This window comes from Tritonibacter horizontis (assembly GCF_001518015.1).
Lineage (GTDB): Bacteria > Pseudomonadota > Alphaproteobacteria > Rhodobacterales > Rhodobacteraceae > Epibacterium > Epibacterium horizontis.
The window spans coordinates 1-21628 of sequence record NZ_LPUY01000051.1 but is presented as its reverse complement, the minus strand read 5'-3'; the positions used below and the strand labels follow the sequence as shown (position 1 = coordinate 21628).

The 21628-nt window shown below is 62.3% G+C and carries 19 protein-coding genes and 1 pseudogene; 8 read left to right on the top strand and 12 right to left on the bottom strand.

Features of this window, described 5'->3' with window-relative positions:
- Positions 1 to 171: 171 nt before the first annotated feature.
- Complete coding sequence (locus tag TRIHO_RS08240) at positions 172 to 786, bottom strand: TetR family transcriptional regulator C-terminal domain-containing protein (protein ID WP_068241932.1); 615 nt, start codon at positions 784 to 786, stop codon at positions 172 to 174.
- A 313-nt stretch (positions 787 to 1099) separates the two neighbouring features.
- Between TRIHO_RS08240 and TRIHO_RS08235 the strand changes: the two genes are divergently transcribed.
- From TRIHO_RS08235 to TRIHO_RS24295, 7 genes are all read left to right on the top strand, one after another.
- Positions 1100 to 2350 (top strand): Zn-dependent hydrolase, encoded by a 1251-nt coding sequence (locus tag TRIHO_RS08235; protein WP_068241921.1) that lies wholly within the window; start codon positions 1100 to 1102, stop codon positions 2348 to 2350.
- Positions 2351 to 2481: 131 nt separating this feature from the next.
- Positions 2482 to 3936 carry a dihydropyrimidinase gene (gene hydA, locus TRIHO_RS08230; RefSeq protein WP_068241919.1) on the top strand — a complete coding sequence of 485 codons (1455 nt, stop codon included), beginning with the start codon at positions 2482 to 2484 and terminating at the stop codon, positions 3934 to 3936.
- Positions 3937 to 4001: 65 nt separating this feature from the next.
- A complete protein-coding gene (locus tag TRIHO_RS08225) occupies positions 4002 to 4817 on the top strand; it encodes an ABC transporter ATP-binding protein (protein ID WP_232367739.1) in 816 nt (271 codons plus the stop codon).
- Between the two features lie 24 nt (positions 4818 to 4841).
- Complete coding sequence (locus TRIHO_RS08220) at positions 4842 to 5759, top strand: ABC transporter permease (RefSeq protein ID WP_068241915.1); 918 nt, start codon at positions 4842 to 4844, stop codon at positions 5757 to 5759.
- An 85-nt stretch (positions 5760 to 5844) separates the two neighbouring features.
- Positions 5845 to 6690 carry an ABC transporter permease gene (locus TRIHO_RS08215; protein WP_068241930.1) on the top strand — a complete coding sequence of 282 codons (846 nt, stop codon included), beginning with the start codon at positions 5845 to 5847 and terminating at the stop codon, positions 6688 to 6690.
- A 199-nt stretch (positions 6691 to 6889) separates the two neighbouring features.
- Positions 6890 to 7876 (top strand): ABC transporter substrate-binding protein, encoded by a 987-nt coding sequence (locus TRIHO_RS08210; RefSeq protein ID WP_068241927.1) that lies wholly within the window; start codon positions 6890 to 6892, stop codon positions 7874 to 7876.
- 186 nt (positions 7877 to 8062) lie between these two features.
- Positions 8063 to 8836, top strand: a complete 774-nt coding sequence (locus TRIHO_RS24295; RefSeq protein ID WP_082705068.1) for a 4Fe-4S dicluster domain-containing protein — start codon at positions 8063 to 8065, stop codon at positions 8834 to 8836.
- 89 nt (positions 8837 to 8925) lie between these two features.
- Here TRIHO_RS24295 and TRIHO_RS08200 read toward each other — a convergent pair whose 3' ends face one another.
- The 8 genes from TRIHO_RS08200 to TRIHO_RS08165 form a co-directional block, all read right to left on the bottom strand.
- Complete coding sequence (locus tag TRIHO_RS08200) at positions 8926 to 9426, bottom strand: flavin reductase family protein (RefSeq protein ID WP_068241925.1); 501 nt, start codon at positions 9424 to 9426, stop codon at positions 8926 to 8928.
- A 147-nt stretch (positions 9427 to 9573) separates the two neighbouring features.
- Positions 9574 to 10257 carry an adenylate kinase gene (locus tag TRIHO_RS08195; protein ID WP_068241911.1) on the bottom strand — a complete coding sequence of 228 codons (684 nt, stop codon included), beginning with the start codon at positions 10255 to 10257 and terminating at the stop codon, positions 9574 to 9576.
- A 6-nt stretch (positions 10258 to 10263) separates the two neighbouring features.
- Positions 10264 to 12222, bottom strand: a complete 1959-nt coding sequence (acs, locus tag TRIHO_RS08190; RefSeq protein WP_068241909.1) for an acetate--CoA ligase — start codon at positions 12220 to 12222, stop codon at positions 10264 to 10266.
- A gap of 249 nt (positions 12223 to 12471) precedes the next feature.
- A complete protein-coding gene (locus tag TRIHO_RS08185; protein WP_232367738.1) occupies positions 12472 to 13200 on the bottom strand; it encodes a Hint domain-containing protein in 729 nt (242 codons plus the stop codon).
- Positions 13201 to 13326: 126 nt separating this feature from the next.
- Positions 13327 to 14211, bottom strand: coding sequence for an MBL fold metallo-hydrolase (locus tag TRIHO_RS08180; RefSeq protein WP_082705071.1), 885 nt, complete (start codon positions 14209 to 14211; stop codon positions 13327 to 13329).
- Between the two features lie 46 nt (positions 14212 to 14257).
- Positions 14258 to 16204, bottom strand: coding sequence for a Hint domain-containing protein (locus tag TRIHO_RS08175; protein WP_082705070.1), 1947 nt, complete (start codon positions 16202 to 16204; stop codon positions 14258 to 14260).
- A 608-nt stretch (positions 16205 to 16812) separates the two neighbouring features.
- Complete coding sequence (locus TRIHO_RS08170) at positions 16813 to 17223, bottom strand: response regulator (RefSeq protein WP_232367737.1); 411 nt, start codon at positions 17221 to 17223, stop codon at positions 16813 to 16815.
- 13 nt (positions 17224 to 17236) lie between these two features.
- Positions 17237 to 19015: a CHASE domain-containing protein gene (locus TRIHO_RS08165; RefSeq protein WP_068241902.1), complete on the bottom strand. Its 1779-nt coding sequence runs from the start codon at positions 19013 to 19015 to the stop codon at positions 17237 to 17239.
- A gap of 348 nt (positions 19016 to 19363) precedes the next feature.
- Here TRIHO_RS08165 and dusA point away from each other — a divergent pair, with 348 nt between their 5' ends.
- Positions 19364 to 20374, top strand: a complete 1011-nt coding sequence (dusA, locus tag TRIHO_RS08160) for a tRNA dihydrouridine(20/20a) synthase DusA (protein ID WP_068241900.1) — start codon at positions 19364 to 19366, stop codon at positions 20372 to 20374.
- 215 nt (positions 20375 to 20589) lie between these two features.
- On the opposite strand, the gene TRIHO_RS08155 is transcribed toward dusA, so the two are convergent.
- From TRIHO_RS08155 to TRIHO_RS08145, 3 genes and pseudogenes are all read right to left on the bottom strand, one after another.
- The gene (locus TRIHO_RS08155) at positions 20590 to 20823 is read right to left on the bottom strand and encodes a DUF1289 domain-containing protein (protein ID WP_068241898.1); all 234 of its coding nucleotides are present in this window, start codon (positions 20821 to 20823) and stop codon (positions 20590 to 20592) included.
- On the bottom strand, positions 20820 to 21302 hold the full coding sequence (gene ruvX / locus TRIHO_RS08150; protein WP_068241896.1) for a Holliday junction resolvase RuvX: 483 nt from the start codon (positions 21300 to 21302) through the stop codon (positions 20820 to 20822). The genes TRIHO_RS08155 and ruvX overlap by 4 nt, the downstream gene beginning before the upstream one ends.
- Positions 21299 to 21628: pseudogene (locus tag TRIHO_RS08145) on the bottom strand (c-type cytochrome biogenesis protein CcmI); the annotation flags it as partial. The gene ruvX and the pseudogene TRIHO_RS08145, both read right to left, overlap by 4 nt.

The following is a 21628-nucleotide window of genomic DNA, read 5'->3' as shown; positions in this document are numbered from 1 at the left end:
GGCGCCGCGCTGATGCGCGGCGCGCGGCGTTTGCGGTAGCTGGAGTTTGATCCACGCCGGTTTGAAGTTCGTTCGACCGCGGTTTGATCGCTGATCGAGATTTGATTGCACCTGCTCCGAAACCCGCCAGAATCCGGCGGGGGATTGCGGCCGACAGGGCGGCAATCAACATCAGCTTTGCGGTGCAAGCATTCGCCGATACAGGGTTTCCAGAAACACGGCCGCGCCGTCGAACGGGTCTTCGGGGGTCATCAGGGTGCGCACCTGGACCTCGAAATCGGCATAGTGCTGGGTCAGCGACCAGATGGAGAACAGTAAATGGCGGGGATGGACCCGTGCGATCCGGCCCGCGTCCATCCAGCCGAGAAACACGGTCTCTGTGTCATCCACCAGGGCGCGCAGATCCGTCGAAAGCGTGTCGATCATGCGCGGCGCACCCTGCACGATTTCATTGGCGAACAGGCGGCTTTCACGCGGCATATCCTGGCTCATCTGCAGTTTGCGCTGCACATAAGCCAGGATTTCCTCCATCGGATCACCCGTCGGGTCGATCTCGCGCAGTGGGTCGAGCCAGGTGTCCAGAAGTTCGGACAGCAGGGCGGTGAAGATCGCTTCTTTGGAGGGGAAGTAATACAGGAGATTGGGTTTTGACAGGCCCGCCGCCGTCGCCACCTGGTCCACCGTTGCGCCGCGAAATCCATTCTGCGAGAAGACCTCCAGCGCGGCTTCGAGGATGTTGGCGCGGTTGCGTTTCTGGATCCGGGTCGGGCTGCGGTCTTTGGGCATGGGGTGCCGTGTCTCTTCTTTGCTGGGTGTCAGTTGCATGCTCGCGCGGAATTCGCTCAGTTGTCCAGCAACTCGGCCTTAAAACGGATCCGGCGGCGCGCAATTTCTTGACTGATTCTGATCTGGTGATAGCGTGAGTTTGACCAGTTGGTCAAATGTCGGCGGTATCCCGGATCCGGGATCGCGGGGCGGGCGTGAAGACGTCTGGTTCACCGACAGGCCGACGCAACAGCCACTGACCCAAGGCCACACCGGCCGCTACAACACATCCCGCATATGAGGATGGGGCAGACGACAGGGAAGGACGCGAGAAATGACGACGCTCGGACAGAATTTGAAGATTGATGGTGACCGTTTGTGGGGCAGCCTGATGGAGATGGCCAAGATCGGCCCCGGTGTCGCGGGGGGCAACAACCGCCAGACGCTGACCGACGAGGATGCCGCGGGCCGGGCGCTGTTTCAGAGCTGGTGCGAGGCGGCCGGGCTGACCATGGGGCTTGATACCATGGGCAATATGTTTGCCACCCGCGCCGGGAGCGACCCGGAGGCCTTGCCGGTCTATATGGGGTCGCATCTGGACACCCAGCCGACGGGCGGCAAATACGATGGGGTGCTTGGGGTGTTGGGCGGTCTGGAAGTGATCCGCACCCTCAACGACATGGATATCAAGACAAAACACCCGATTGTGGTGACCAATTGGACCAACGAGGAAGGCACCCGGTTTGCCCCGGCCATGCTGGCCTCCGGGGTGTTCGCGGGCAAGCATACGCAGGATTGGGCCTATGGCCGTGAAGACGCGGAGGGCAAGACCTTTGGCGATGAGCTGAAGCGGATCGGCTGGGTCGGTGACGAGGAAGTCGGGGCCCGCAAGATGCATGCGATGTTTGAATTGCACATCGAACAGGGCCCGATTCTGGAAGCCGAAAAGAAGGACATTGGCGTTGTCACCCACGGTCAGGGGCTGTGGTGGTTGCAATGTACGGTGACCGGGAAAGACGCCCATACCGGATCGACACCGATGAACATGCGGGTCAATGCCGGGCTGGGCATGGCGCGGATGACGGAGGCGGCGCATCAGATTGCCATGGCCCATCAGCCCCATGCGGTGGGGGCTGTGGGCCATTGCGATGTTTATCCCAACTCGCGCAATGTGATCCCCGGCAAGGTGGTCTTCACCGTTGATTTCCGCACGCCGGATCTGGAGAAACTGACTGCGATGCGGACGCAATTCGAGGCGCAGGCGGGCGAGATCGCCAAAGAGCTGGGGTTGGGGCTGGAGATCGAGCCGGTGGGGCATTTCGATCCCGTCACCTTTGATCCGGGGTGCGTGTCTGCGGTGCGGGATGCGGCGGAGCGTCTGGGTTACAGCCATATGGATATCGTGTCTGGCGCCGGCCATGATGCCTGCTGGATCAATGATCTGGCGCCGACGGCGATGATCATGTGCCCCTGCGTTGACGGGCTGAGCCACAACGAGGCGGAAGAGATTTCCAAGGAGTGGGCTGCGGCGGGCACGGATGTGATGTTGCATGCGGTTCTGGAAACGGCGCAAATCGTCGAGTGAAGGTCTGAAAGAGGGGGCGCTGCCCCCGGCGCGCCTTGCGCGCCACCCCCGAGGTATTTGGAAAAAGATGAAGCCCGGGGAGCTGACACGGAGGCGCAGGACAGAGCTGTGCCCGGACAGGGAGATACAAGATGACCACAGTAATCAAGAACGGCACCATTGTGACGGCGGATCTGACTTATAAGGCGGATGTGCTGGTCGAGGGCGGGGTGATCACCGAAATCGGACCCGATCTGAAGGGGGACGAGGTGCTGGACGCCACCGGATGTTACGTGATGCCGGGCGGGATTGACCCGCATACCCATCTTGAGATGCCATTTATGGGGACCTATTCCTCGGATGATTTTGAAAGCGGCACGCGGGCGGCGCTGGCGGGGGGCACCACCATGGTGGTGGATTTCGCCCTGCCAAGTCCCGGTGAGAGCCTGCTGGATGCGTTGAAACGCTGGGACAACAAGTCCACCCGGGCCAATTGTGATTATTCCTTTCATATGGCGGTGACCTGGTGGGGGGAGCAGGTCTTTGACGAGATGAAGACCGTGATCGAGACCCGCGGCATCAACACCTTCAAGCATTTCATGGCCTATAAGGGCGCGCTGATGGTCAATGATGACGAGATGTATGCCTCGTTCCAGCGGCTGTCGGAACTGGGCGGCATTGCCATGGTGCATGCGGAGAATGGTGATGTGGTGGCAGAGCTGAGCGCGAAATTGCTGGCGGAGGGCAATACGGGCCCCGAGGCGCATGCCTATTCCCGCCCGCCACAGGTGGAGGGGGAAGCCACCAACCGCGCCATCATGATCGCCGATATGGCAGGGGTGCCGCTGTATGTCGTGCATACCTCCTGTGAGGAGAGCCATGAGGCCATCCGCCGGGCGCGGATGCAGGGCAAACGGGTCTGGGGCGAGCCGCTGATCCAGCACCTGACCCTGGATGAGAGCGAATATTTCAACGCCGATTGGGACCATGCGGCGCGCCGGGTGATGTCGCCGCCCTTCCGTAACCAGAAACATCAAGACAGCCTTTGGGCCGGGTTGCAGTCCGGCTCCCTGTCGGTGGTGGCGACGGATCACTGTGCCTTTTCGACCGAGCAGAAGCGTTATGGCGTGGGGGATTTCACCAAGATCCCCAATGGCACCGGCGGGTTGGAGGACCGGATGCCGATGCTCTGGACCCATGGGGTGGAAACCGGTCGGTTGACGCCGAACGAATTTGTCGCTGTGACCTCGACCAATATCGCCAAGATCCTGAACTGCTATCCGAAAAAGGGCGCGGTTCTGGTCGGGGCCGATGCGGATCTGGTGGTTTGGGATCCGGCCAAGACCAAGACCATTTCGGCTGCCTCGCAGCAATCGGCGATTGACTACAACGTCTTTGAGGGCAAGGCGGTCAAAGGCCTGCCGCGCTATACGCTGAGCCGGGGGCAGGTGGCGGTGATGGACGGCGAGATCAAGACCCAGGAGGGCCATGGCAAGTTCGTGGAACGCGCGCCCAACACCACGGTGAACAAGGCCCTGTCGACCTGGAAGGAGCTGACCGCCCCGCGCCCGGTCGAGCGCAGCGGCATTCCCGCGACGGGCGTCTAGGCGCATCGTAGGCAGGGGGCATGGCCCCCTGTTCGTCTGACCAAGGTAATGAAATGAATATGCAAATGAACCCCCAGGTAGACAGCGCCAACGACTCCACCCAGGTCCAACCCGTCATCGAAGCCCGAGACCTCAATCTGGTTTTCGGGGCGGGCGACACCTCGGTGCAGGCCCTGAAAGACATCAATCTGAACATCAACAAGGGAGAGTTCGTCTCCTTTATCGGCCCGTCGGGCTGCGGCAAGACCACGTTTTTGCGCTGCATCGCGGCGCTGGAAACGCCGACAGGTGGCAGCCTCGCGGTCAATGGAATGACGCCGGAACAGGCGCGTCTGAACCGGGCCTATGGCTATGTGTTCCAGGCGGCCGGGCTGTACCCCTGGCGGACCATTGCGAAGAACATCAAGCTACCGCTTGAAATCATGGGGTTTTCCCGTGCCGAACAGGACCGTCGCGTGGCCGAGGTGCTGGAGCTGGTGGAGCTTTCGGGCTTTGGCGGCAAATTTCCCTGGCAGCTGTCGGGCGGCATGCAGCAGCGGGCCTCGATTGCCCGCGCGCTGGCCTTTGATGCGGATCTGCTGTTGATGGACGAACCCTTCGGGGCGCTCGATGAGATCGTGCGGGATCACCTCAATGAACAGCTGCTGAAGTTGTGGGCGCGCACTGACAAGACCATTGGTTTTGTCACCCATTCGATTCCCGAGGCTGTGTATCTTTCGACTAAGATCGTGGTGATGTCGCCCCGTCCGGGCCGCATCCACGAGGTGATCGAAAGCCCGCTGCCGAAAGAGCGCCCGCTCGATATCCGCGACACGCCGGAGTTCATCGAAATCGCCCATCGCGTCCGCGAAGGCCTGCGTGCGGGGCATGGCGATGACTGATTTTCTGATGCGGGAGGTGGCACCATGAAATCCGTGCTTGCCGTCCTGACGGTCGTCGCCGGGATCATCGGGATCTGGTATCTTGCTTGCGTGCCGATGAACATCAAGGGCGTGCTGGACGCCGCCGAGCGGGCAGGCACCGAGGTTGTGCCCGCCACCGCCAGGGAGCGGCGCGATGCCTCGGCCCTGGGGCTGGTCGCAAACAACAGCTTTGCGATTTCCAGCACCTGGTCGGTGGACCGGCCCCGGCTTCCGGCACCGCATCAGGTGGCGGTGGAGCTGTGGCAGACCACGGTGGAGAAAAAGATCACCTCCAAGCGCAGCCTGATCTACCACGCGCAAGTAACGCTGTCGGCGACGCTTTTTGGCTTTGCGCTTGGCACCGGATTGGGGATCCTGCTGGCGGTTGGCATCGTGCATTCGCGCGTGATGGACATGTCGGTGATGCCTTGGGCCATCGTCAGCCAGACCATCCCCATCATCGCGCTGGCGCCGATGATCATCGTCGTGCTGTACTCCATTGGGGTGCAAGGACTTTTACCCAAGGCGATCATTGCTGCCTATCTCAGTTTCTTTCCGGTGGTGGTCGGCATGGTCAAGGGGCTGCGCAGCCCGGATCACATGCAGCTTGACCTGATGCGCACCTATGGCGCCACCGGCGGGCAGGTGTTCTGGAAATTGCGGCTGCCCTCGTCGATGCCCTATCTCTTTGCCTCGCTGAAAATCGGCATTGCGGCGTCGCTGGTGGGGGCCATTGTTGGCGAATTGCCCACCGGGGCGGTGGCCGGATTGGGGGCGCGGCTGCTGGCGGGCAGTTACTATGGACAGACGGTACAGATCTGGTCGGCGCTCTTTGGCGCGGCCATTCTGGCGGGGCTTCTGGTGGCGCTGCTGGGGCTGATCGAACGGCTGCTGTTGCGCCGCATGGGGGTCAGGACATGAGGCGCAGTGTCAAAACGGCCGCTGCCGTGCAGCAGCAGCTTGGCCGGATTTTCCGGGCTGAGACGATGAAGGGGAGGGCGGTATGATGGCTCTGGTTGTACTGGCGCTTCTGGTGTGGGCTGCGGGCTGGTGGGTCAACGCACGACTGGCGAACGGACAGCACGCGCACAGCCGCGCGGTCGGGCTTGCGGTGCCTGCGATCTTTGGTCTGACGCTGCTCTTGATGTGGGAGCTTCTGGTGCGGGGGCTTCAGGTTCCGATGGTGATTCTGCCCGCGCCATCGCTGATTGCAGCGCGGTTTGCCGGCAGTCTGCCGATCCTGTGGCAGGACTTCAGTCAGACGATCCTGAAGGGCGCGCTGGGGGGCTATCTGATCGGCTGCTGCGCGGCGGTTCTGATCGCCATTCTGGTGGATCGCAGTGATTTCCTGCGCCGCGGGCTGTTGCCGGTTGGCAATTTCGTGGCGGCGCTGCCGATTGTCGGCACCGCACCCATTCTGGTGATGTGGTTCGGGTTCGACTGGCACTCCAAGGCGGCCGTGGTTGTGGTCATGGTGTTCTTTCCAATGCTGGTGAACACGGTGGCCGGCCTGCGCGAAGCCACCGAGATGCAGCGGGACCTGATGCATACCTACGCCGCTTCCTATTGGCAGGCCCTGCTGAAACTGCGCCTGCCCGCCGCATTGCCTTTCATCTTCAACGGGTTGAAGATCTCGACCACATTGGCGCTGGTGGGGGCGATCGTGGCGGAGTTCTTTGGCTCGCCCACGGTTGGCATGGGATTTCGGATTTCGACCTCTGTCGGCCAGCTGGCGCTGGACATGGTTTGGGCGGAAATCGTCGTGGCCGCGCTCGCCGGGTCGCTGTTTTACGGGTTGATTGCGCTGATGGAGGCGTCGCTGACCTTCTGGCATCCCTCCCAGCGGGGATGAACGATCCGGTTCCCGCCCGCTGGCGGGGACCGGCCCGAGATTTGGGTCCGGGCGTGAACAAGAGGGAGATCCCCCGCGCGCGCCGACGCCCAAAGCTTGCGCAAGTCTGAAATTTTACCGTTTGGACAACAATAAACACTTTGAACGGTCGACCGGTCTCGCGCATGATTTCACTATAACCAACAGGGAGTTCAACGAAATGAAACACGTGCTCACAGCCGCCGCCATGGCACTGATGACCGCCTCTGCCGCTCAGGCCGCCGATGAGGTCAAACTGCAGTTGAAATGGGTCACCCAAGCGCAGTTCGCAGGCTACTATGTGGCGCTCGACAAAGGGTTCTACAGCGACGAAGACCTGGATGTGACCATCCTGCCCGGCGGGCCGGACATTGCGCCGACACAGGTGATTGCAGGCGGTGGCGCCGATGTCACCGTCGAATGGATGCCAGCGGCCCTGGCCGCGCGCGAAAAGGGCCTGCCGCTGGTCAATATCGCCCAGCCCTTCAAATCCTCCGGCATGATGCTGACCTGCTGGAAAGACACCGGCATTGCCGAACCAAGCGACCTCGCGGACCGCACGCTGGGGGTCTGGTTCTTTGGCAACGAATTCCCCTTCATGAGCTGGATGGGCAAGCTGGGGATTTCGACCGAGGGCAAGGGGGCCGAAGGTGTTGAGGTTCTGAAACAGGGCTTCAACGTTGACCCGCTGCTGCAGCGTCAGGCGGATTGCATCTCCACCATGACCTACAACGAATATTGGCAGGTCATTGATGCCGGCGTCACCGAGGACGAGCTGGTGACCTTCAAATACGAGGACCAGGGCGTCGCGACGCTGGAAGACGGGCTTTATGTGATCGAGGAAAACCTCTCCGATCCGGAGTTTGTCAACAAGATGGAACGCTTTGTGCGCGCCTCGATGAAGGGTTGGAAATACGCCGAGGAAAACCCGGACGAAGCCGCGGAAATCGTGCTCGACAACGATGCCTCCGGTGCCCAGACCGAAACCCATCAGAAGCGGATGATGGGCGAGATCGCCAAACTGACATCGGGCAGCAATGGCGCGCTTGACCCGGCCGATTACCAGCGCACGGTTGACACCCTGCTGACCGGTGGGTCGGACCCGGTGATCACCAAGACGCCCGAGGGTGCCTGGACCCATGCGATCACCGATGCAGCGTTGAACTGACCCCTGTCGGCCCCGCGTGGAGCGCCGAACGCCTAAGCGCGTTCCCGCCGCCGACCTGTTGCAAGAGCCCATCCGCCAGCGCGGGTGGGCTCCGTTAATTCTGGAGAAAAGTAACCTTCTATTAAGATATTGCCGCCTTGATCGTAGAGGTGATGGGATGTTTCCCACGTTCTGACGAGGGATCGAATGTCCCAGTTAACGAGTACCTTGTGTTTCTGTGGAGCGGCGCAAACCCAGCAGGAGCGCCGCTCCACACTCCTTGAACGTGCCTGCCTCGAAGCGCGCCTGCGGCGCAAATTCGCGGGCTCCGGGCCCCAGGTGCTGGTTCTCTACTACAATCTGTCTGTTCCATATCCGGCCCCGTTGGTGGCAGTCGGTTCCTATATGGTGGCCAACCTGAGAGCCTGCAATCGCGCCTGCCTGAGCCGCGATGACATCCTGTTTGCGCTTGGGCATGGGTTCCAGCGGGTGTTTGTCGAACTGACCCCGGATATTCAGTTGATTGAGCATCAGATGCGCCTCGTGGCGCAGGTGACGGCCTGTGCCGGACAGGGCGGGGCGATTGCCTTGTTCCACTCCGGCGCGTCGCTGGGCGCAATGCTTGCAGAAGGTGGCGGCGATGGCGCCGCGCGTGCATCCGGCGGGTCAGAGCGCGGCACGTCTGCCCAGGGGGCAAAACCACGGTCAGAACCACGGCGAAACCCACGGCGAGACCCATGGCCAGAGCATCAGCCACAGCCCGGGTCGGTTGCGGGGGGATGCGTCTCTGTGGCACCTGGCTGTACGCTTTGCGGCCAGTGCAGCTGGGCCTGTCCGGCGGGGGCAATCCGGTTGGGGGACGGCGGCGCCACGCTGGAGATCAACGACAGGCTGTGTTCGGGCTGTGGCATGTGCGTCGCCGCCTGTCCGGAGGCTCTGTTGTCGCTTCAGCCGCAGATGGCCTTGCAGCGTCCGGCCTGAGCGCTGCGCGCACCCGGAGGTCTAGGTCCTGACTCGGGCTGCACCGTGACCCAGCACGCCACAGGGCAGGGACGCAGCACGGCAGTGGGTCAATCAGAGTAGCGTCCGAATTTGCCCATGTGAAACACCAGGCCGGCCCCCAAGTCGGCACGCTGGCTGACCCGTTCGACCTGGCCCACCAGAATGGTGTGGTCGCCACCGGGATATTGTGCATGGCGCACACAATCGAGCCGCACAAGCGCCTGCTCCAGCGCAGGCTGGCCTTCGGCGGTGTGGCGCCAGGCATGGGCATCAAAGGCCTCGCCGTCGCGGGCGAAATGCAAGGCAACGTCGCGGTCGCGCTCGCCCATTACATGGATCGAGAAATGGGAGGCTGTGACAAACGGGTCGTGGCGCTGCGACTGCACCGCCGGACACCAGAGCACCAGCGGCGGCGACAGGGACACGGAGGTAAAGCTGTTGGCGGTGATCGCAAGCGGCCCACGCGCGGTTTGGGTCGTGACCACGACCACACCGGTTGCAAAACACCCCAGCGCGCTGCGCAGATCCGCCTCGCTGTCGGGACCGGGAACAAAGCTGGTCTGCGTCATCTTGGGGAAACCCTGTCGTTCGTTGCCTTGCCGCGCCTCTGCGCAGATCCGGAGGGGGATTTCAATCCCTCGCACAAGATTTCAAAGAAATCAAAAAGGACCCCGGTCGCCCGAGGTCCATTGGATGTCAAATCTACGGTCGCACCGTCAGTCGAGCACGGATTTCACCACCGTCGCCATTTCTCCGGCGACCTTGTCGATATCGGCCATGGCGTCGACTGATTTCAGCACGCCGCTGGCCTCGTAGTAGGAGATCAGCGGCGCGGTCTGCGCGTGATAGGCCTCAAGCCGGCTCGCCACGGTTTCGGCCCGGTCGTCTGCACGCCGGGTCAGCTCGGTGCTGCCGCATTTGTGGCAGGCGGCGCCGTCCTTGGCCGGTTTGAACGTGTCGTGATACCCCTCACCGCAGTGGGCACAGGTGGATCGGCCCGAGATGCGATCGACCATGGCGCTGTCGTCCACCCGCAGGCTGATCGCCGCATTGATCCGTTGTCCGGTCGAGGTCAGAAGCTCATCCAGCGCCTTGGCCTGTACCGTGGTGCGCGGAAAACCGTCGAGGATGACCCCGTTGCGGCAATCCTCCTGGCTCATGCGTTCGTTCAGGATGGCAATGACGATCTCGTCCGACACCAGCCCGCCGGCATCCATCACCGCCTTGGCCTGGTTGCCCGCAGGGGTGCCCGCCGCAACCGCAGCGCGCAGCAGGTCGCCGGTGGACAGCTGCACCAGCCCGAATTTTTCCTGCAGCATGCGGGCCTGGGTGCCTTTGCCGGCCCCGGGGGGGCCAAGCAGGATCAACACCGCAGGGCGGGTCATTACGTCAACAGTCATATCGGCTCACCCTTTCGCGGCACGGTTCTTGATCAGATCATCCACCACCGATGGATCGGCCAGCGTCGATGTATCGCCCAGGGCGCCAAAGTCGTTTTCGGCAATCTTGCGCAGGATCCGGCGCATGATCTTGCCCGAGCGGGTCTTGGGCAAGCCCGGCGCCCATTGGATCACATCCGGGCTGGCAATGGGTCCGATCTCGGTGCGCACCCATTGGCGCAGCTCCTTCATCAGCTCGTCCGAAGGCTCCCGGTCGTTCATCAGCGTGACATAGCAATAGATGCCCTGTCCCTTGATGTCATGCGGGTAGCCAACCACGGCGGCCTCGGCCACGGCGGCATGGGCCACCAGGGCGCTTTCCACCTCGGCGGTGCCCATCCGGTGACCGGAGACATTGATCACATCGTCCACCCGGCCGGTGATCCAATAGTCGCCGCCCTCATCGCGCCGACAGCCGTCGCCGGTGAAGTAATAGCCCTTGTAGTCGGAGAAATAGGTCTTCTCGAACCGCTCGTGATCGCCCCAGACGGTGCGCATCTGACCAGGCCAGCTGGATTTGATGCACAGCACGCCTTCGACGCCATTGCCCTCGATCTCGACCCCGCTGGTGGGGTCCAGAACCACCGGTTCGATCCCGAAAAAGGGTTTCATCGCGGCGCCGGGTTTGGTCGCATGGGCACCGGGCAGGGGGGTCATCAGGTGACCGCCGGTTTCGGTCTGCCACCAGGTGTCGACGATCGGGCATTTGCCCTTGCCGACCACATCGTTGTACCAGTTCCAGGCTTCCGGGTTGATCGGCTCGCCGACGGTGCCCAGCAGTTTCAGGTCCGACAGGTCGTATTTGGTGACGAAATCGGTGCCCTGACCCATCAGCGCCCGGATCGCGGTGGGCGCGGTGTAGAACTGGTTCACCTTGTGTTTCTCGCAGACCGCCCAGAACCGGCCCGCATCGGGGTAGGTGGGCACGCCTTCGAACATCAGCGTGGTGGCGCCATTGGCCAGCGGGCCATAGACAATATAGCTGTGCCCGGTGACCCAGCCCACATCCGCCGTGCACCAGTAGATATCGCCGTCATGGTAGTCAAACGTGACCTCATGGGTCAGCGCCGCATAGACCAGATAGCCGCCGGTGGTATGCACCACCCCCTTCGGCTGACCGGTGGAGCCGGAGGTATAGAGGATGAACAGCGGATCTTCGGCATTGACCTCGACCGGCTTGAAATGGCCGGCGGCATCCTGCGCCAGGGCGTTGTAGTCGTAGTCGCGCCCGTCCACCCAGGTGGTCTGACCACCGGTGCGTTTGACAACCAGACATTTCACCGTGTCCTTGGTGTGCAGCAGGGCGGCGTCGGCATTGGATTTCAGCGCCGTCTTGCGGCCGCCCCGGGGGGCCTCATCCGCAGTGATCACCACCTTGGCGTCACAGCCGTTGATCCGCGCGGCCAGGGCGTCCGGGCTGAAGCCGGCGAACACGATGGAATGGATGGCGCCGATCCGGGCGCAGGCCAGCATCGCATAGGCGGCCTCGGGGATCATCGGCAGGTAGATCACCACCCGGTCGCCTTTGGTCACGCCAAGGTCGGTCAGGATATTGGCCATCTGGCAGGTCTTCTGGTGCAGCTCCGTATAGGTGATATGCTGCGCGGATTCATTTGGATCGTCCGGTTCCCAGATGATCGCGGTCTGTGCGCCACGGCTGGCCAGATGGCGGTCGATACAGTTGGCGCTGACGTTCAGCGTGCCGTTTTCAAACCATTTAATGTCCACATTGCCATAGTCATAGGAGACATTCTTGACCTTGGTGAACGGCTTGATCCAGGTGATGCGTTCCGCCTGATCCGCCCAAAAGGCGTCAGGGTTTTCAAGCGACGCCGCATATAGGGCCTCGTATTTTGCCGCATCCACGTGGGCGTTCTTCACGATTTCCTCGGACGGCGGATACACCGCGCTTTCGGGCGTGGTCATGGCAGGTCCTCCCTCACTAATTCTTTCGGTTTTGATCTCCACACGGAACCCCGCGCAGAGTCAAACCCTCTCCATCCTGGGTTGGATCATAGGCTATGTTGAAAATATGTGAATAAGGCGCGGGAATGGATGGATTTAATTGTAAATCTTTTTCCGCAGCATCTGGCAAGTTTGTAAATTTCTATTCCTTCTAATCCTCTGGCGGGGTGTGGGATGCGACGTGGCGGCTGGATTTTACGGTTGAATCGCTCAAAAACTCAGGGCGCGCAGATCGCTGCCGGACAGATCCGGACGCGCCAGACCGCCATAGGCCCGGTGCACCTCGTCCCGGTCATCCCGGGTGCGGGCGGCCAGCACGCTGCGCAATTCGGGAAACAGGGTGAACAGTTCGGCCCGATCTTTTGGCGACAGCCCGCGCAGCGCCATCGGCCCCGGCCAGAGGGTTTCGGTGGCGATCCCATCGGCAAAGATCACCTCGTGGCGGGGGGTGAGGACATGCAGGTAGCTGACGCCCTGTTCGGGGGACTGGATCCGGGCCAGGTTCGGCGACAGCTGACACAGCAGGCGTGCGCGCAAAAACCGTTCATGTTGCGAGGCAAGATCGCCCAACAGGGATTTGCGCACAAACAGCCGGTGTTGGGGCGACACCAGCAGCGGGCGGTCATTGCCAAGGGGGCTGCCGGGGCGGATCTTGACTGGGCGCAGGTCCGGCAGCCGTGCCAGCTCTGCCCCGCTGAGGTCGCGCCGTCCGACCCAGACCACCGGCTGATAACCGTTGTCCGCCGTTTGCAGCAGATCGCCGGGGCGCAGATCCTCGACCCGGACCGCCCCTTTTTGGGTCGCGATGCGGATGCCTGGGGTGAAACAGGGCACGCCCGTGTCGTCACACCCCGATTTGTGAGACGCTCCGCCCCCCTTGTCCATTGCCCCATGGGCCAACGCGCGTCTGGTCGCTGGTAGGATGGAGAAAAGTGACATGCCTGTGCAAAGATCCAAGGGCGCGCCGCATGGTCCGGGCCCGCGTGAGGTCGTATCCACAGGGTTTATACCCATAATCCAATAACATAGAGTAAAGGCGGCAGCGGCGGCGCCCGCGCCCGACCGTCACAGCCCGTTGACAGGCACCTTGAGAACCGGGTTCCCCGCCGGGTCGGTGGGCACTTCACCGGCCCGCATGTTGACCTGCAGCGAGGGGATGATCAGCTTTGGCACCGCCAGTTGCGCGTCGCGTTCGGTGCGGAACCGGATGAAATCCTCACGGCTCTTGCCGCCGCCCACATGAATGTTCTGCGCTTTTTCCTCGCCGACGGTGGTTTCCCAGCGGATGTCGCGGCCACCGGGGCCGTAGTCGTGGCACATGAACAGGCGCATCTCCTCCGGCAGGCTCAGCAGTTTCTGGATCGAGTCATAAAGCTCACCGGCATCGCCGCCGGGAAAATCAGCCCGCGCAGATCCGCCATCCGGCATGAACAGCGTATCGCCGACAAAGGCCGCATCGCCGATCACATGCACCATGCAGGCCGGTGTGTGCCCCGGCGTGGCGATTGCAAAACAGTCGATCTCGCCCAGTGACCAGCGGTCGCCATCCTCAAACAGCCGGTCAAACTGGCTGCCGTCGCGCTGGAATTCGGTGCCTTCATTAAAGACTTTGCCAAAGGTTTCCTGCACTTCCATGATCCGCGCACCAATACCGGTCTGCCCGCCCAACCGCTGTTGCAAATAGGGGGCGGCGCTCAGGTGGTCGGCATGCACATGGGTTTCGATGATCCAGGTCAGCCTCAGATCGAGCGCCTCGATCCGCTCAATCATGCGGTCCGCGTGGGCATGGGTGATCCGGCCGGCGGCATAGTCGATGTCCATCACGCTGTCGATCACGGCCGCATCCCGCGTGGCACGGTCCCAGACGATATAGCTGATGGTGTGGGTGGCCGGGTCGAAAAAGGCCTCGACCTCGGGGTGTTTGCGCATGTCGGTCGGGTAGTGGGGCATGATGGACTCCTCTGGGGTCCAGACTACCGCAAAATCCGCCGTGGTGCTAAGCGATTTGCGCGCGCCGGCGCGCTTTGGTCGCAGCGGCGGGCTGCAGGAGCGGCAGATCGCGGCGGCGCAGGTCGGGGCGCGCCAGACCGCCATAGGCCGCGTCGGTTGAGGCTCTCCCTGTCGCTCCGTGACCGGCAAATGCTGCCGACAGGCCCGGAAACAGGCTGAACACTTCCCGCAGGCTCTGGACAGACAGGCTGCGCAGCGCCTCGGGGCCGGGCCAGAAGGTCTCTGTCGCGCAGCCATCGGCAAGGATCACCTGATGGTCTTCGGTCATCAGATGCAGATAGGTGATCGAGGAGGTCGCGACGTCGACCCGCGCGCCGCTGCCGGCAAGGTCGAGTGCCAGTTTCGCGCGCAGAAAGCCGCCCACCGCCGCCGCTGCCATGCCCGCGCGTTGGTGTCGCAGGACCAGCCGGTGCTGCGGCGACACTTGCAGGGGCCGGGTATTGCCAAAAACGGGGCCGGCCGGGATGAGGATCGGGCGTCGTTGCGGCATCCGCTGCAATTCGGCGGCCGTCAGATGACGCCGCCCCACCCAGATCACCTCCTGCAGCCCATTGTCCACCGTCTGAAGCCGGGTGCCGGGGCGGATCGTCTCCACAGGGCGTGGCCCGGTTGCGGTCTGGATCATCGCGCCGGGGGTGAAACACGGGATGCCGGCCGAATAAAGCTGAGGGTAGGAGCTGATCTGCGCCGTGCCCACCCCAGTCAGCACCAGTTCCTCGCCGCCGGGGAAGGTCAGGATCGCATTGCCGAACCCGTCGTCGGTCACCACCACGTCGCCGACAGTGACAGCCCCGCCGGGGCCGGATCCGCCCGCCAGGTCGGACACATCCAGCTGGTCGTTGAAGAACCCGTTGCTGTCGTCGTCGCTGGTGTCGAAATCGGTGATCGTGTCGCGGCCACCGCTGGTTTCCAGCACAAAGAGATCGTCACCATCGCCGCCGGTGATGCTGTCGTCGCCTGCGCCACCGGCAATCGTATCATCGCCGCTGCCCCCGATGACGGTGTCGCTGCCGGCCCCGGCGTTGAGGTCAGCCCCCGCGCTGTCCGCGCTGGCATCAATACTGTCGGCGCCGGATCCGGTTTCCAGCGCCTCGATCTCGGAAAAGGTGATCGTCTCGCCATTGTCCGAGATCGTGCCGCCCTCATCGCCGGTATAGACCACGGTGACCGCCGAGGACATGTTGGACATGTCGATGGTGTCAGCGTCCGTGCCGCCCTCGCCGCCGATGATCGTGTCATTGCCGTGCCCGTCATAGACGACGAAGAGATCGGCGTCGTCGCCGCCCTCCATACTGTCATCGCCACCGCCCGCGACAATCGTGTCCGACCCGCTGCCGCCAAAGATGGTATCCGACCCGCCCCGGGCGCTGATATAGTCGTTGCCGGCGCCACCTTCACCATAGTTGTTGCCGCTTTCCAGCATGATGCTGTCGTGCCCGTCGCCACCCTTGACCGAGCTGTTACCGGCCCCTGAATAGACCGTGTCGTCGCCGGCACCGGCATCAATGGTGTTGTTTCCGGAGTATTCGCTGCCCTCCAGATCGTCGATGAAATCGTCGCCTTCGCCGCCATAGACGACGTTGTCGCCATCGCCGGTGATGATCGTATCGTCGCCATCGCCGCCGGAAAGGGTGTCATCTTCCGCACCGCTTTCCAGGTAGTCGTCGCCCGCGCTGCCGGATTGCACGGTGAAAAACGACAGCTGGGTGCTTGGGTCGAGATTTGTATTGGTGCCGGAGACGCCGGATTCACCAATGCTGTAGGCGGTGCTGCCGTTGGTGATCCAGATGTAGCCATCGGATTCATTCACGATCACGGTGAAGTTCGACGGCAGCGACGTGAAGTCCAGCGTATGACCCGGACCCGATTCAGAGACCCCGGACCAGAAGGTGGGATCATTGAAATTGCTCGAGGTGATCGTATAGGTGGTCACGATGGCTACCATACACTGTGGCGCAGAACGTTTTTTTGGCCTTGCGGCGCTGGAACGCGGCCGGGTCTGCGCTGACGCCGGACGCAGGCCCATACGTACCAAGTCGTTGGTCGGACACAGCTATCGGATGGGCGTTAAAATCCCCGCAAGGCAGGGCGGGATGCCGTTCCACTCAGGCCGAATTCTGAACTGGATTTGACTAAATTCCAACGCAGTTGCGCCCGGACGATCCGGGCCGGTTCCTGTCCTTGCAGGGGTGGTTCAATGGGGGGCTGTGGCCTTGGCTGTCGGGTTGACCAAGAGGATTGGAGGTCCCTGTCCCTGTCCCTGACGCTGCACCTAACCCTGGCGCTGCACCTGACCCTGGCGCGCAACAGTCGCCGCGCACCAACGCCTGCGCTCTCTTGTCCCGGCCGGGCGCATCTGTAACCCGCTGAGACGACAGCCTGCTGGTCGCGCAGGGTCGCGATGCCGCGGCGTTGTCGGTGCAAGGTTGTCGAGCCAATGTGACGTGCCCAGTGTGACGGTCCCACTGGTTCTGGCCCGGCGTTATCGGCCCCGTGTGACGGGCACAGTGTGTGGGGGCGGTGGCAGTGCAACCTGTCTGGTCACGCCAGATCCAACGGAGGTTCGCAAGCGGTCCAATATCCCTGAAGCGTTTCGATGATCTCGTTCATGCTGTCGGCGGATTGCGGTTTGACAATGTATCCGTTCACCCGCTCGCCATAGGCCCTGGAGATGTCTTTCTCGCTGTCGGAGGTTGTAAACATAAAGACCATATTGTCGCTTGCGTTGCTGTTGCCCCGCAGCTCCCGCAGGAACTCATGGCCATTCATGCGGGGCATATTGATGTCGAGCAGCACGAAGAACGGGCTGGCGATGGCACCGGATGAAATCATCTCCATTGCCTCGATGCCATCGGTTGCACGGGTCAGAACCGTGCCCGGGGCGACTTTCTTGAGCGCCCGCTTGATCATTGTCGCGTCCAGATCGTCGTCTTCGACCAAAAGAATATTCATGTGACGTCGCATATCAGGCCGCCTTCTCTGTCTGGTGTTCAGATTGTCCATGTTCCTTGGGCCACTGGAAGACAAACTCGGTCCCGTTTCCTTCTGAAGAAATCACCTTGATCTCAAACCCGTGTCTTTGAACTGCGCGCCGCACGATCGACAATCCGATGCCGGTGCTCTCGGGATCTGTACTGCGGCGCAAGGTTTGGAAAACCTCAAAGATCTTTTCATGATGTTCCGGCGAAATGCCCTTGCCATTATCTCGCACGGAGACCCTCAGCTGATCAAGCTCGTCGTGGATTGTGACGGTCACCTGGGCGGCGTCCGGATCCGGGTGATATCGGATCGCGTTGCTGAGCAGATTTTCCAGAACCCGCCGGAAGCTTTGCGCATCACAGGTGATCGCGTCGACATCGGACGTCAGCTGCACCTGAGCCGGGTCGAGGTTGAAGTCTGACACGCAATCCTTCAACAAGGCCTCAAGCGGGACCTGTGTCTGGGTGACAGAGCCAAGGTGACCGACGCGCGAATACTCCATGATGCCCTGGGTCAGGTCGTTCATCCGGTTCAGCCTTTGCCGGATCATGTCAAATTGGCTCTTGAGGCCGCTGTGTTTGTCCAGGGGGCCAATCAACTCGGTCAGGTCCTCTTCGATGACATCGGTCAGGAAGCCGATCCCGCGTACCGGCGTTTTCAGGTCGTGCGAGGCAATATAGACGAATTGCTCGATCTCGGCATTCGCATGTTCGAGTTTCTCGGTCTTTTCCCGGAGTTCGCGGGTCAGGCGATGGGCGTAGTCATGGGCAAAGCGGGTGGATTTTGCCAACATCGCGAGCATCAGGATGACCAGGGTTTCGATGACCAGACCGCCGGCAAGGATCAGCGTGGGCTGCTCGGAGCCGTTTGCGGCCCGAAAGGCGAGATTTGTCCGGATGTCCACGGTCCAGACGCGGCCATACATGTCGAGTTCGACTGTCTCCTGAAACATCGGGTCCGCGTCATACAGCGCATCATCGGGATTGTGCTCGTTATAGATGACCTCAGCCTCGTCACGGATGCTGAAATGGACGTTCCTCAGATCCTTTGCGAGCAAACCTTCCACCAGCCTGCGCACGATAAAGGGCGCATAGACCACGCCTGCGAATTGCGCGCGCCGGTCCTCCAGGGTTGTCGGTTCCGAGCCTGTGTAGAAGGGGGCGTAAAACAGGAACCCGGCTGTCCGCCCGCTGTCCTGCACCAGCACGATTGGTCCGGTAATCCGCGCCTGACCGGTGTCGCGGCTGGCCAACAGCGCGGTGCGCCGGTTTGTTTCATGCGCCACGTCAAGCCCGACCGCGGCGCCGTTCATCGATACTGGCTCGATAAAGGTGATGGGCAGCAGGAATGGATGCTCGTGGTCTGGAAAAATTGAAAATTCGCGCGGTTCCGCCGCCCGCAGCGCCATAAACTCCGGCAGATCCTCCCGTTCGACATAGTGAATGACGCCAATCCCGTTCACGCCGGGATATTTTTCCTCAAGGTTCAGCGTGTCGGAGAACAGCCGCCAATCCTCAAGCGTTGTGTCCTCCTGGCGTGCGGCGACATGCGCGACCCCGGACCAAAGGGCATCTTCATATCGGGACATGCGGTCAGCGATCAATCCAATGGTCCGGTTCTTGTCAGCCACGAAGCGATTTTCGATCTGCTCGTCAAGTTGATGTTTGGAATAGAGCCAGGCCCCCAGAGTCATCGTCAGCGACAAGGCGACAATGACAATGTGAAGCGTGGTGATTTTTCCATGCTGACCGGAAGGAGATGGCACGATTGAACCCTATTTTATTGGTTTTCGACACGTCTGCAGAGCATCTATGGCCATAAAACAGACCGACCTGTTAACTTGCGGTAAAGCCATGCAGGAAATCATGCGCGTTTAACGAGTAAAGTGAACGATCCCTGTCATCGGGAAGTTTAACATCGGCTGTCGGCCGGGGCCTGGCCGCGCTCTGCCCCCTTTTGAAGCCGGGCATTTTGTGCCAAACAGGCCTTCGCCCCCGCGCAAGAGTCACGGGTCTGAGCCGGGCCGGGATATCCGGCGCCGGGACGGACCATGGGACAAACGCGCAAAAGGAATATCGGAACGCGCCCAGCCAAGGGCCGAGGAACGCCGCTGATGGTCGACGAAAACCAAACAAAAACAGATGTCTGGCCTGCCGCCCGCCTGTCGGTGGCCCCGATGATGGACTGGACCACCCGTGAGTGTCGGGTCCTGCATCGAATGCTGTCGCGCGAGGTGCTGCTGTATACGGAAATGGTGACGGCGCCGGCGCTGGTGCGGGGCGGGGCGTTGCATCTCTTGGACCATGATCCAAGCGAGCATCCGGTGGCGTTGCAACTTGGCGGCTCAGATCCTGTTGAGTTGGCGGAGGCGGCCCGGCTGGGGGCTGCGGCGGGCTATGACGAGATCAACCTCAATTGCGGCTGCCCTAGTGACCGGGTTCAATCCGGTGCCTTTGGTGCTGTGCTGATGCAATCGCCGGATCTGGTGGCGGACTGCGTGGCGGCGATGGCGGCAAAGGTCGGCGTCGAAGTGACGGTCAAATGCCGCATCGGGGTCGATGACCAGGACCCGCGCGCGGTGCTGCCGGACTTTCTGGCCAAGATCCGCGCCGCGGGGGTGCGGCGGGTGACTGTCCATGCCCGCAAGGCCTGGCTGCAGGGGCTGTCGCCCAAGGAAAACCGCGATATTCCGCCGCTTGACTACGACTTGGTGCATCAGATGAAGGCGGAGTTTCCCGACCTGCATCTTTCGATCAACGGCGGCATTGCGACGCTGGAAGCGGCCGAGGCGCATCTGGCGCGGGGCCTGGACGGGGTGATGATCGGGCGCGCGGCCTATCATCAGCCGGCCGATGTGCTCTGCGCGGCGGATACGCGGATCTACGGCACCGGCACGCGGTCCGATCCGGTGGCGGTGGTGCGGCAGATGTTGCCGTTTATCGAGGCGGAGATGCAAAAAGGCGCGCGGCTTCATTCCACGACACGGCACATGCTGGGGCTTTTTGCCGGGCGACCGGGGGCGCGGCAGTGGCGGCGTCATCTGTCCGAGGGGGCCAGCCGCAAAGGCGCCGGACCGGAGCTGGTCGAAGAGGCGCTGGAGCTGGTTCTGGCGCAGGCGGCCTGAGACAGCGCCATTTGACGGCCAGGTTAGGTCAGCATCGTTGACCCAATGTTTCGCGCGCGAAACAATAGGTCAGCATGGGTTCCGCATGATTATCAATGTGTTAGCGCGGCGTTCGCTGCTGGGCTGCTGACGGCAACGCCTCTGATCGGGAGGGGGTGCTGGACCCTGTGCCGGGGCCCAAACCGTCCGGTTTCAGTCCCGCGTCAGTCCCCGTGTCAGTTCCGTTTCAGGCGCGCCGCGCGGCCGCCGCGGCGGCCTTTGGGGGCGGGGGACCGGGTCGGCAGTTCTGCCATGATCTCGGTGCGTTCACCTTCGGACATTTGCGACCAGCGCGCGATCTCGTCGATAGAGCGGGCGCAGCCGGTACAGAGCCGTGTTTCCGGGTGGACGACGCAGAGCTTGATGCAGGGGCTTTGAACCTCTTGGCGTTTCCAAACCTGATCTGTCATCGGGCCTCCGCGTTGCTGATGTGGCGCAACCGATCCAGCGCCCCCTGCAGGATATAGGAGGCCGCAACATGGTCGATGACCTCGGCGCGCCGCCGTCTGGAGGTATCGGCCTCCAGCAGGGCCCGTTCGGCGGCGACGGTGGACAGCCGTTCATCCCAATAGCCGATCGGCAAGGAGATCACCCGCGACAGGTTGCGGGCAAAGGCGCGGGTGGATTGGCAGCGCGGCCCCTCGGAGCCGTCCATATTGCGCGGCAGCCCCAGCACGATGGCGCCAATGTCGCGCCCGTCGATGATCTCCTGCAGCCGGACCGCGTCGAGGGTGAATTTCTTGCGCCGCACGGTTTCCAGCGGTGTCGCCACCCCGGCCATCCGGTCGGACACGGCCACGCCGATGGTTTTCTCGCCAAAGTCCAGACCGATCAGCGCCCGCATCGGGGTGAGGGCGGTGGCGAAATCGGAAAAGTCGTCATGGATCATTGATTGGCCTCTACGCGGGTGAACGCTGTGTCTAGCATATCCAGCGCCGTGGTGTCGCCTGCGAACTGCTGCATCGCCTCAGCGTGGATGGCGCGGGCCTGTTCGACCCGTCCCAACACACCAAGCGCAGTAATAAGCCGCGCCCATTCCGGCGGGCTGCCGCCCTCGGTCGCCAGGCGATCTGCCAGACCGGAGACCATGCCTTCGATCATCTGTTGACGTTCTTCGGGCGACATTTGCTGCATGGCGGCCATATCCGCCGGGCTGGGGCCGGGCAGGGGCGGGTCGGCGCGGGCAGGGGCCTCAGCCCCGGTGGTCCCTGTGCC

Excerpts from the sequence above, each read along its gene's own strand:
- TRIHO_RS08155 (WP_068241898.1), bottom strand. The coding sequence starts at position 20,823 with ATGACAGATCAGGTTTGGAAACGCCAAGAGGTTCAAAGCCCCTGCATC.
- TRIHO_RS08180 (WP_082705071.1), bottom strand. The coding sequence starts at position 14,211 with ATGCCCCACTACCCGACCGACATGCGCAAACACCCCGAGGTCGAGGCC.
- TRIHO_RS08235 (WP_068241921.1), top strand. The coding sequence starts at position 1,100 with ATGACGACGCTCGGACAGAATTTGAAGATTGATGGTGACCGTTTGTGG.
- acs (WP_068241909.1), bottom strand. The coding sequence starts at position 12,222 with ATGACCACGCCCGAAAGCGCGGTGTATCCGCCGTCCGAGGAAATCGTG.
- TRIHO_RS08195 (WP_068241911.1), bottom strand. The coding sequence starts at position 10,257 with ATGACTGTTGACGTAATGACCCGCCCTGCGGTGTTGATCCTGCTTGGC.
- TRIHO_RS08210 (WP_068241927.1), top strand. The coding sequence starts at position 6,890 with ATGAAACACGTGCTCACAGCCGCCGCCATGGCACTGATGACCGCCTCT.
- TRIHO_RS08240 (WP_068241932.1), bottom strand. The coding sequence starts at position 786 with ATGCCCAAAGACCGCAGCCCGACCCGGATCCAGAAACGCAACCGCGCC.
- TRIHO_RS24295 (WP_082705068.1), top strand. The coding sequence starts at position 8,063 with ATGTCCCAGTTAACGAGTACCTTGTGTTTCTGTGGAGCGGCGCAAACC.
- TRIHO_RS08220 (WP_068241915.1), top strand. The coding sequence starts at position 4,842 with ATGAAATCCGTGCTTGCCGTCCTGACGGTCGTCGCCGGGATCATCGGG.
- TRIHO_RS08225 (WP_232367739.1), top strand. The coding sequence starts at position 4,002 with ATGAACCCCCAGGTAGACAGCGCCAACGACTCCACCCAGGTCCAACCC.
- TRIHO_RS08170 (WP_232367737.1), bottom strand. The coding sequence starts at position 17,223 with ATGAATATTCTTTTGGTCGAAGACGACGATCTGGACGCGACAATGATC.
- hydA (WP_068241919.1), top strand. The coding sequence starts at position 2,482 with ATGACCACAGTAATCAAGAACGGCACCATTGTGACGGCGGATCTGACT.
- TRIHO_RS08185 (WP_232367738.1), bottom strand. The coding sequence starts at position 13,200 with ATGTCACTTTTCTCCATCCTACCAGCGACCAGACGCGCGTTGGCCCAT.
- TRIHO_RS08200 (WP_068241925.1), bottom strand. The coding sequence starts at position 9,426 with ATGACGCAGACCAGCTTTGTTCCCGGTCCCGACAGCGAGGCGGATCTG.
- ruvX (WP_068241896.1), bottom strand. The coding sequence starts at position 21,302 with ATGATCCATGACGACTTTTCCGATTTCGCCACCGCCCTCACCCCGATG.
- dusA (WP_068241900.1), top strand. The coding sequence starts at position 19,364 with ATGGTCGACGAAAACCAAACAAAAACAGATGTCTGGCCTGCCGCCCGC.
- TRIHO_RS08215 (WP_068241930.1), top strand. The coding sequence starts at position 5,845 with ATGGCTCTGGTTGTACTGGCGCTTCTGGTGTGGGCTGCGGGCTGGTGG.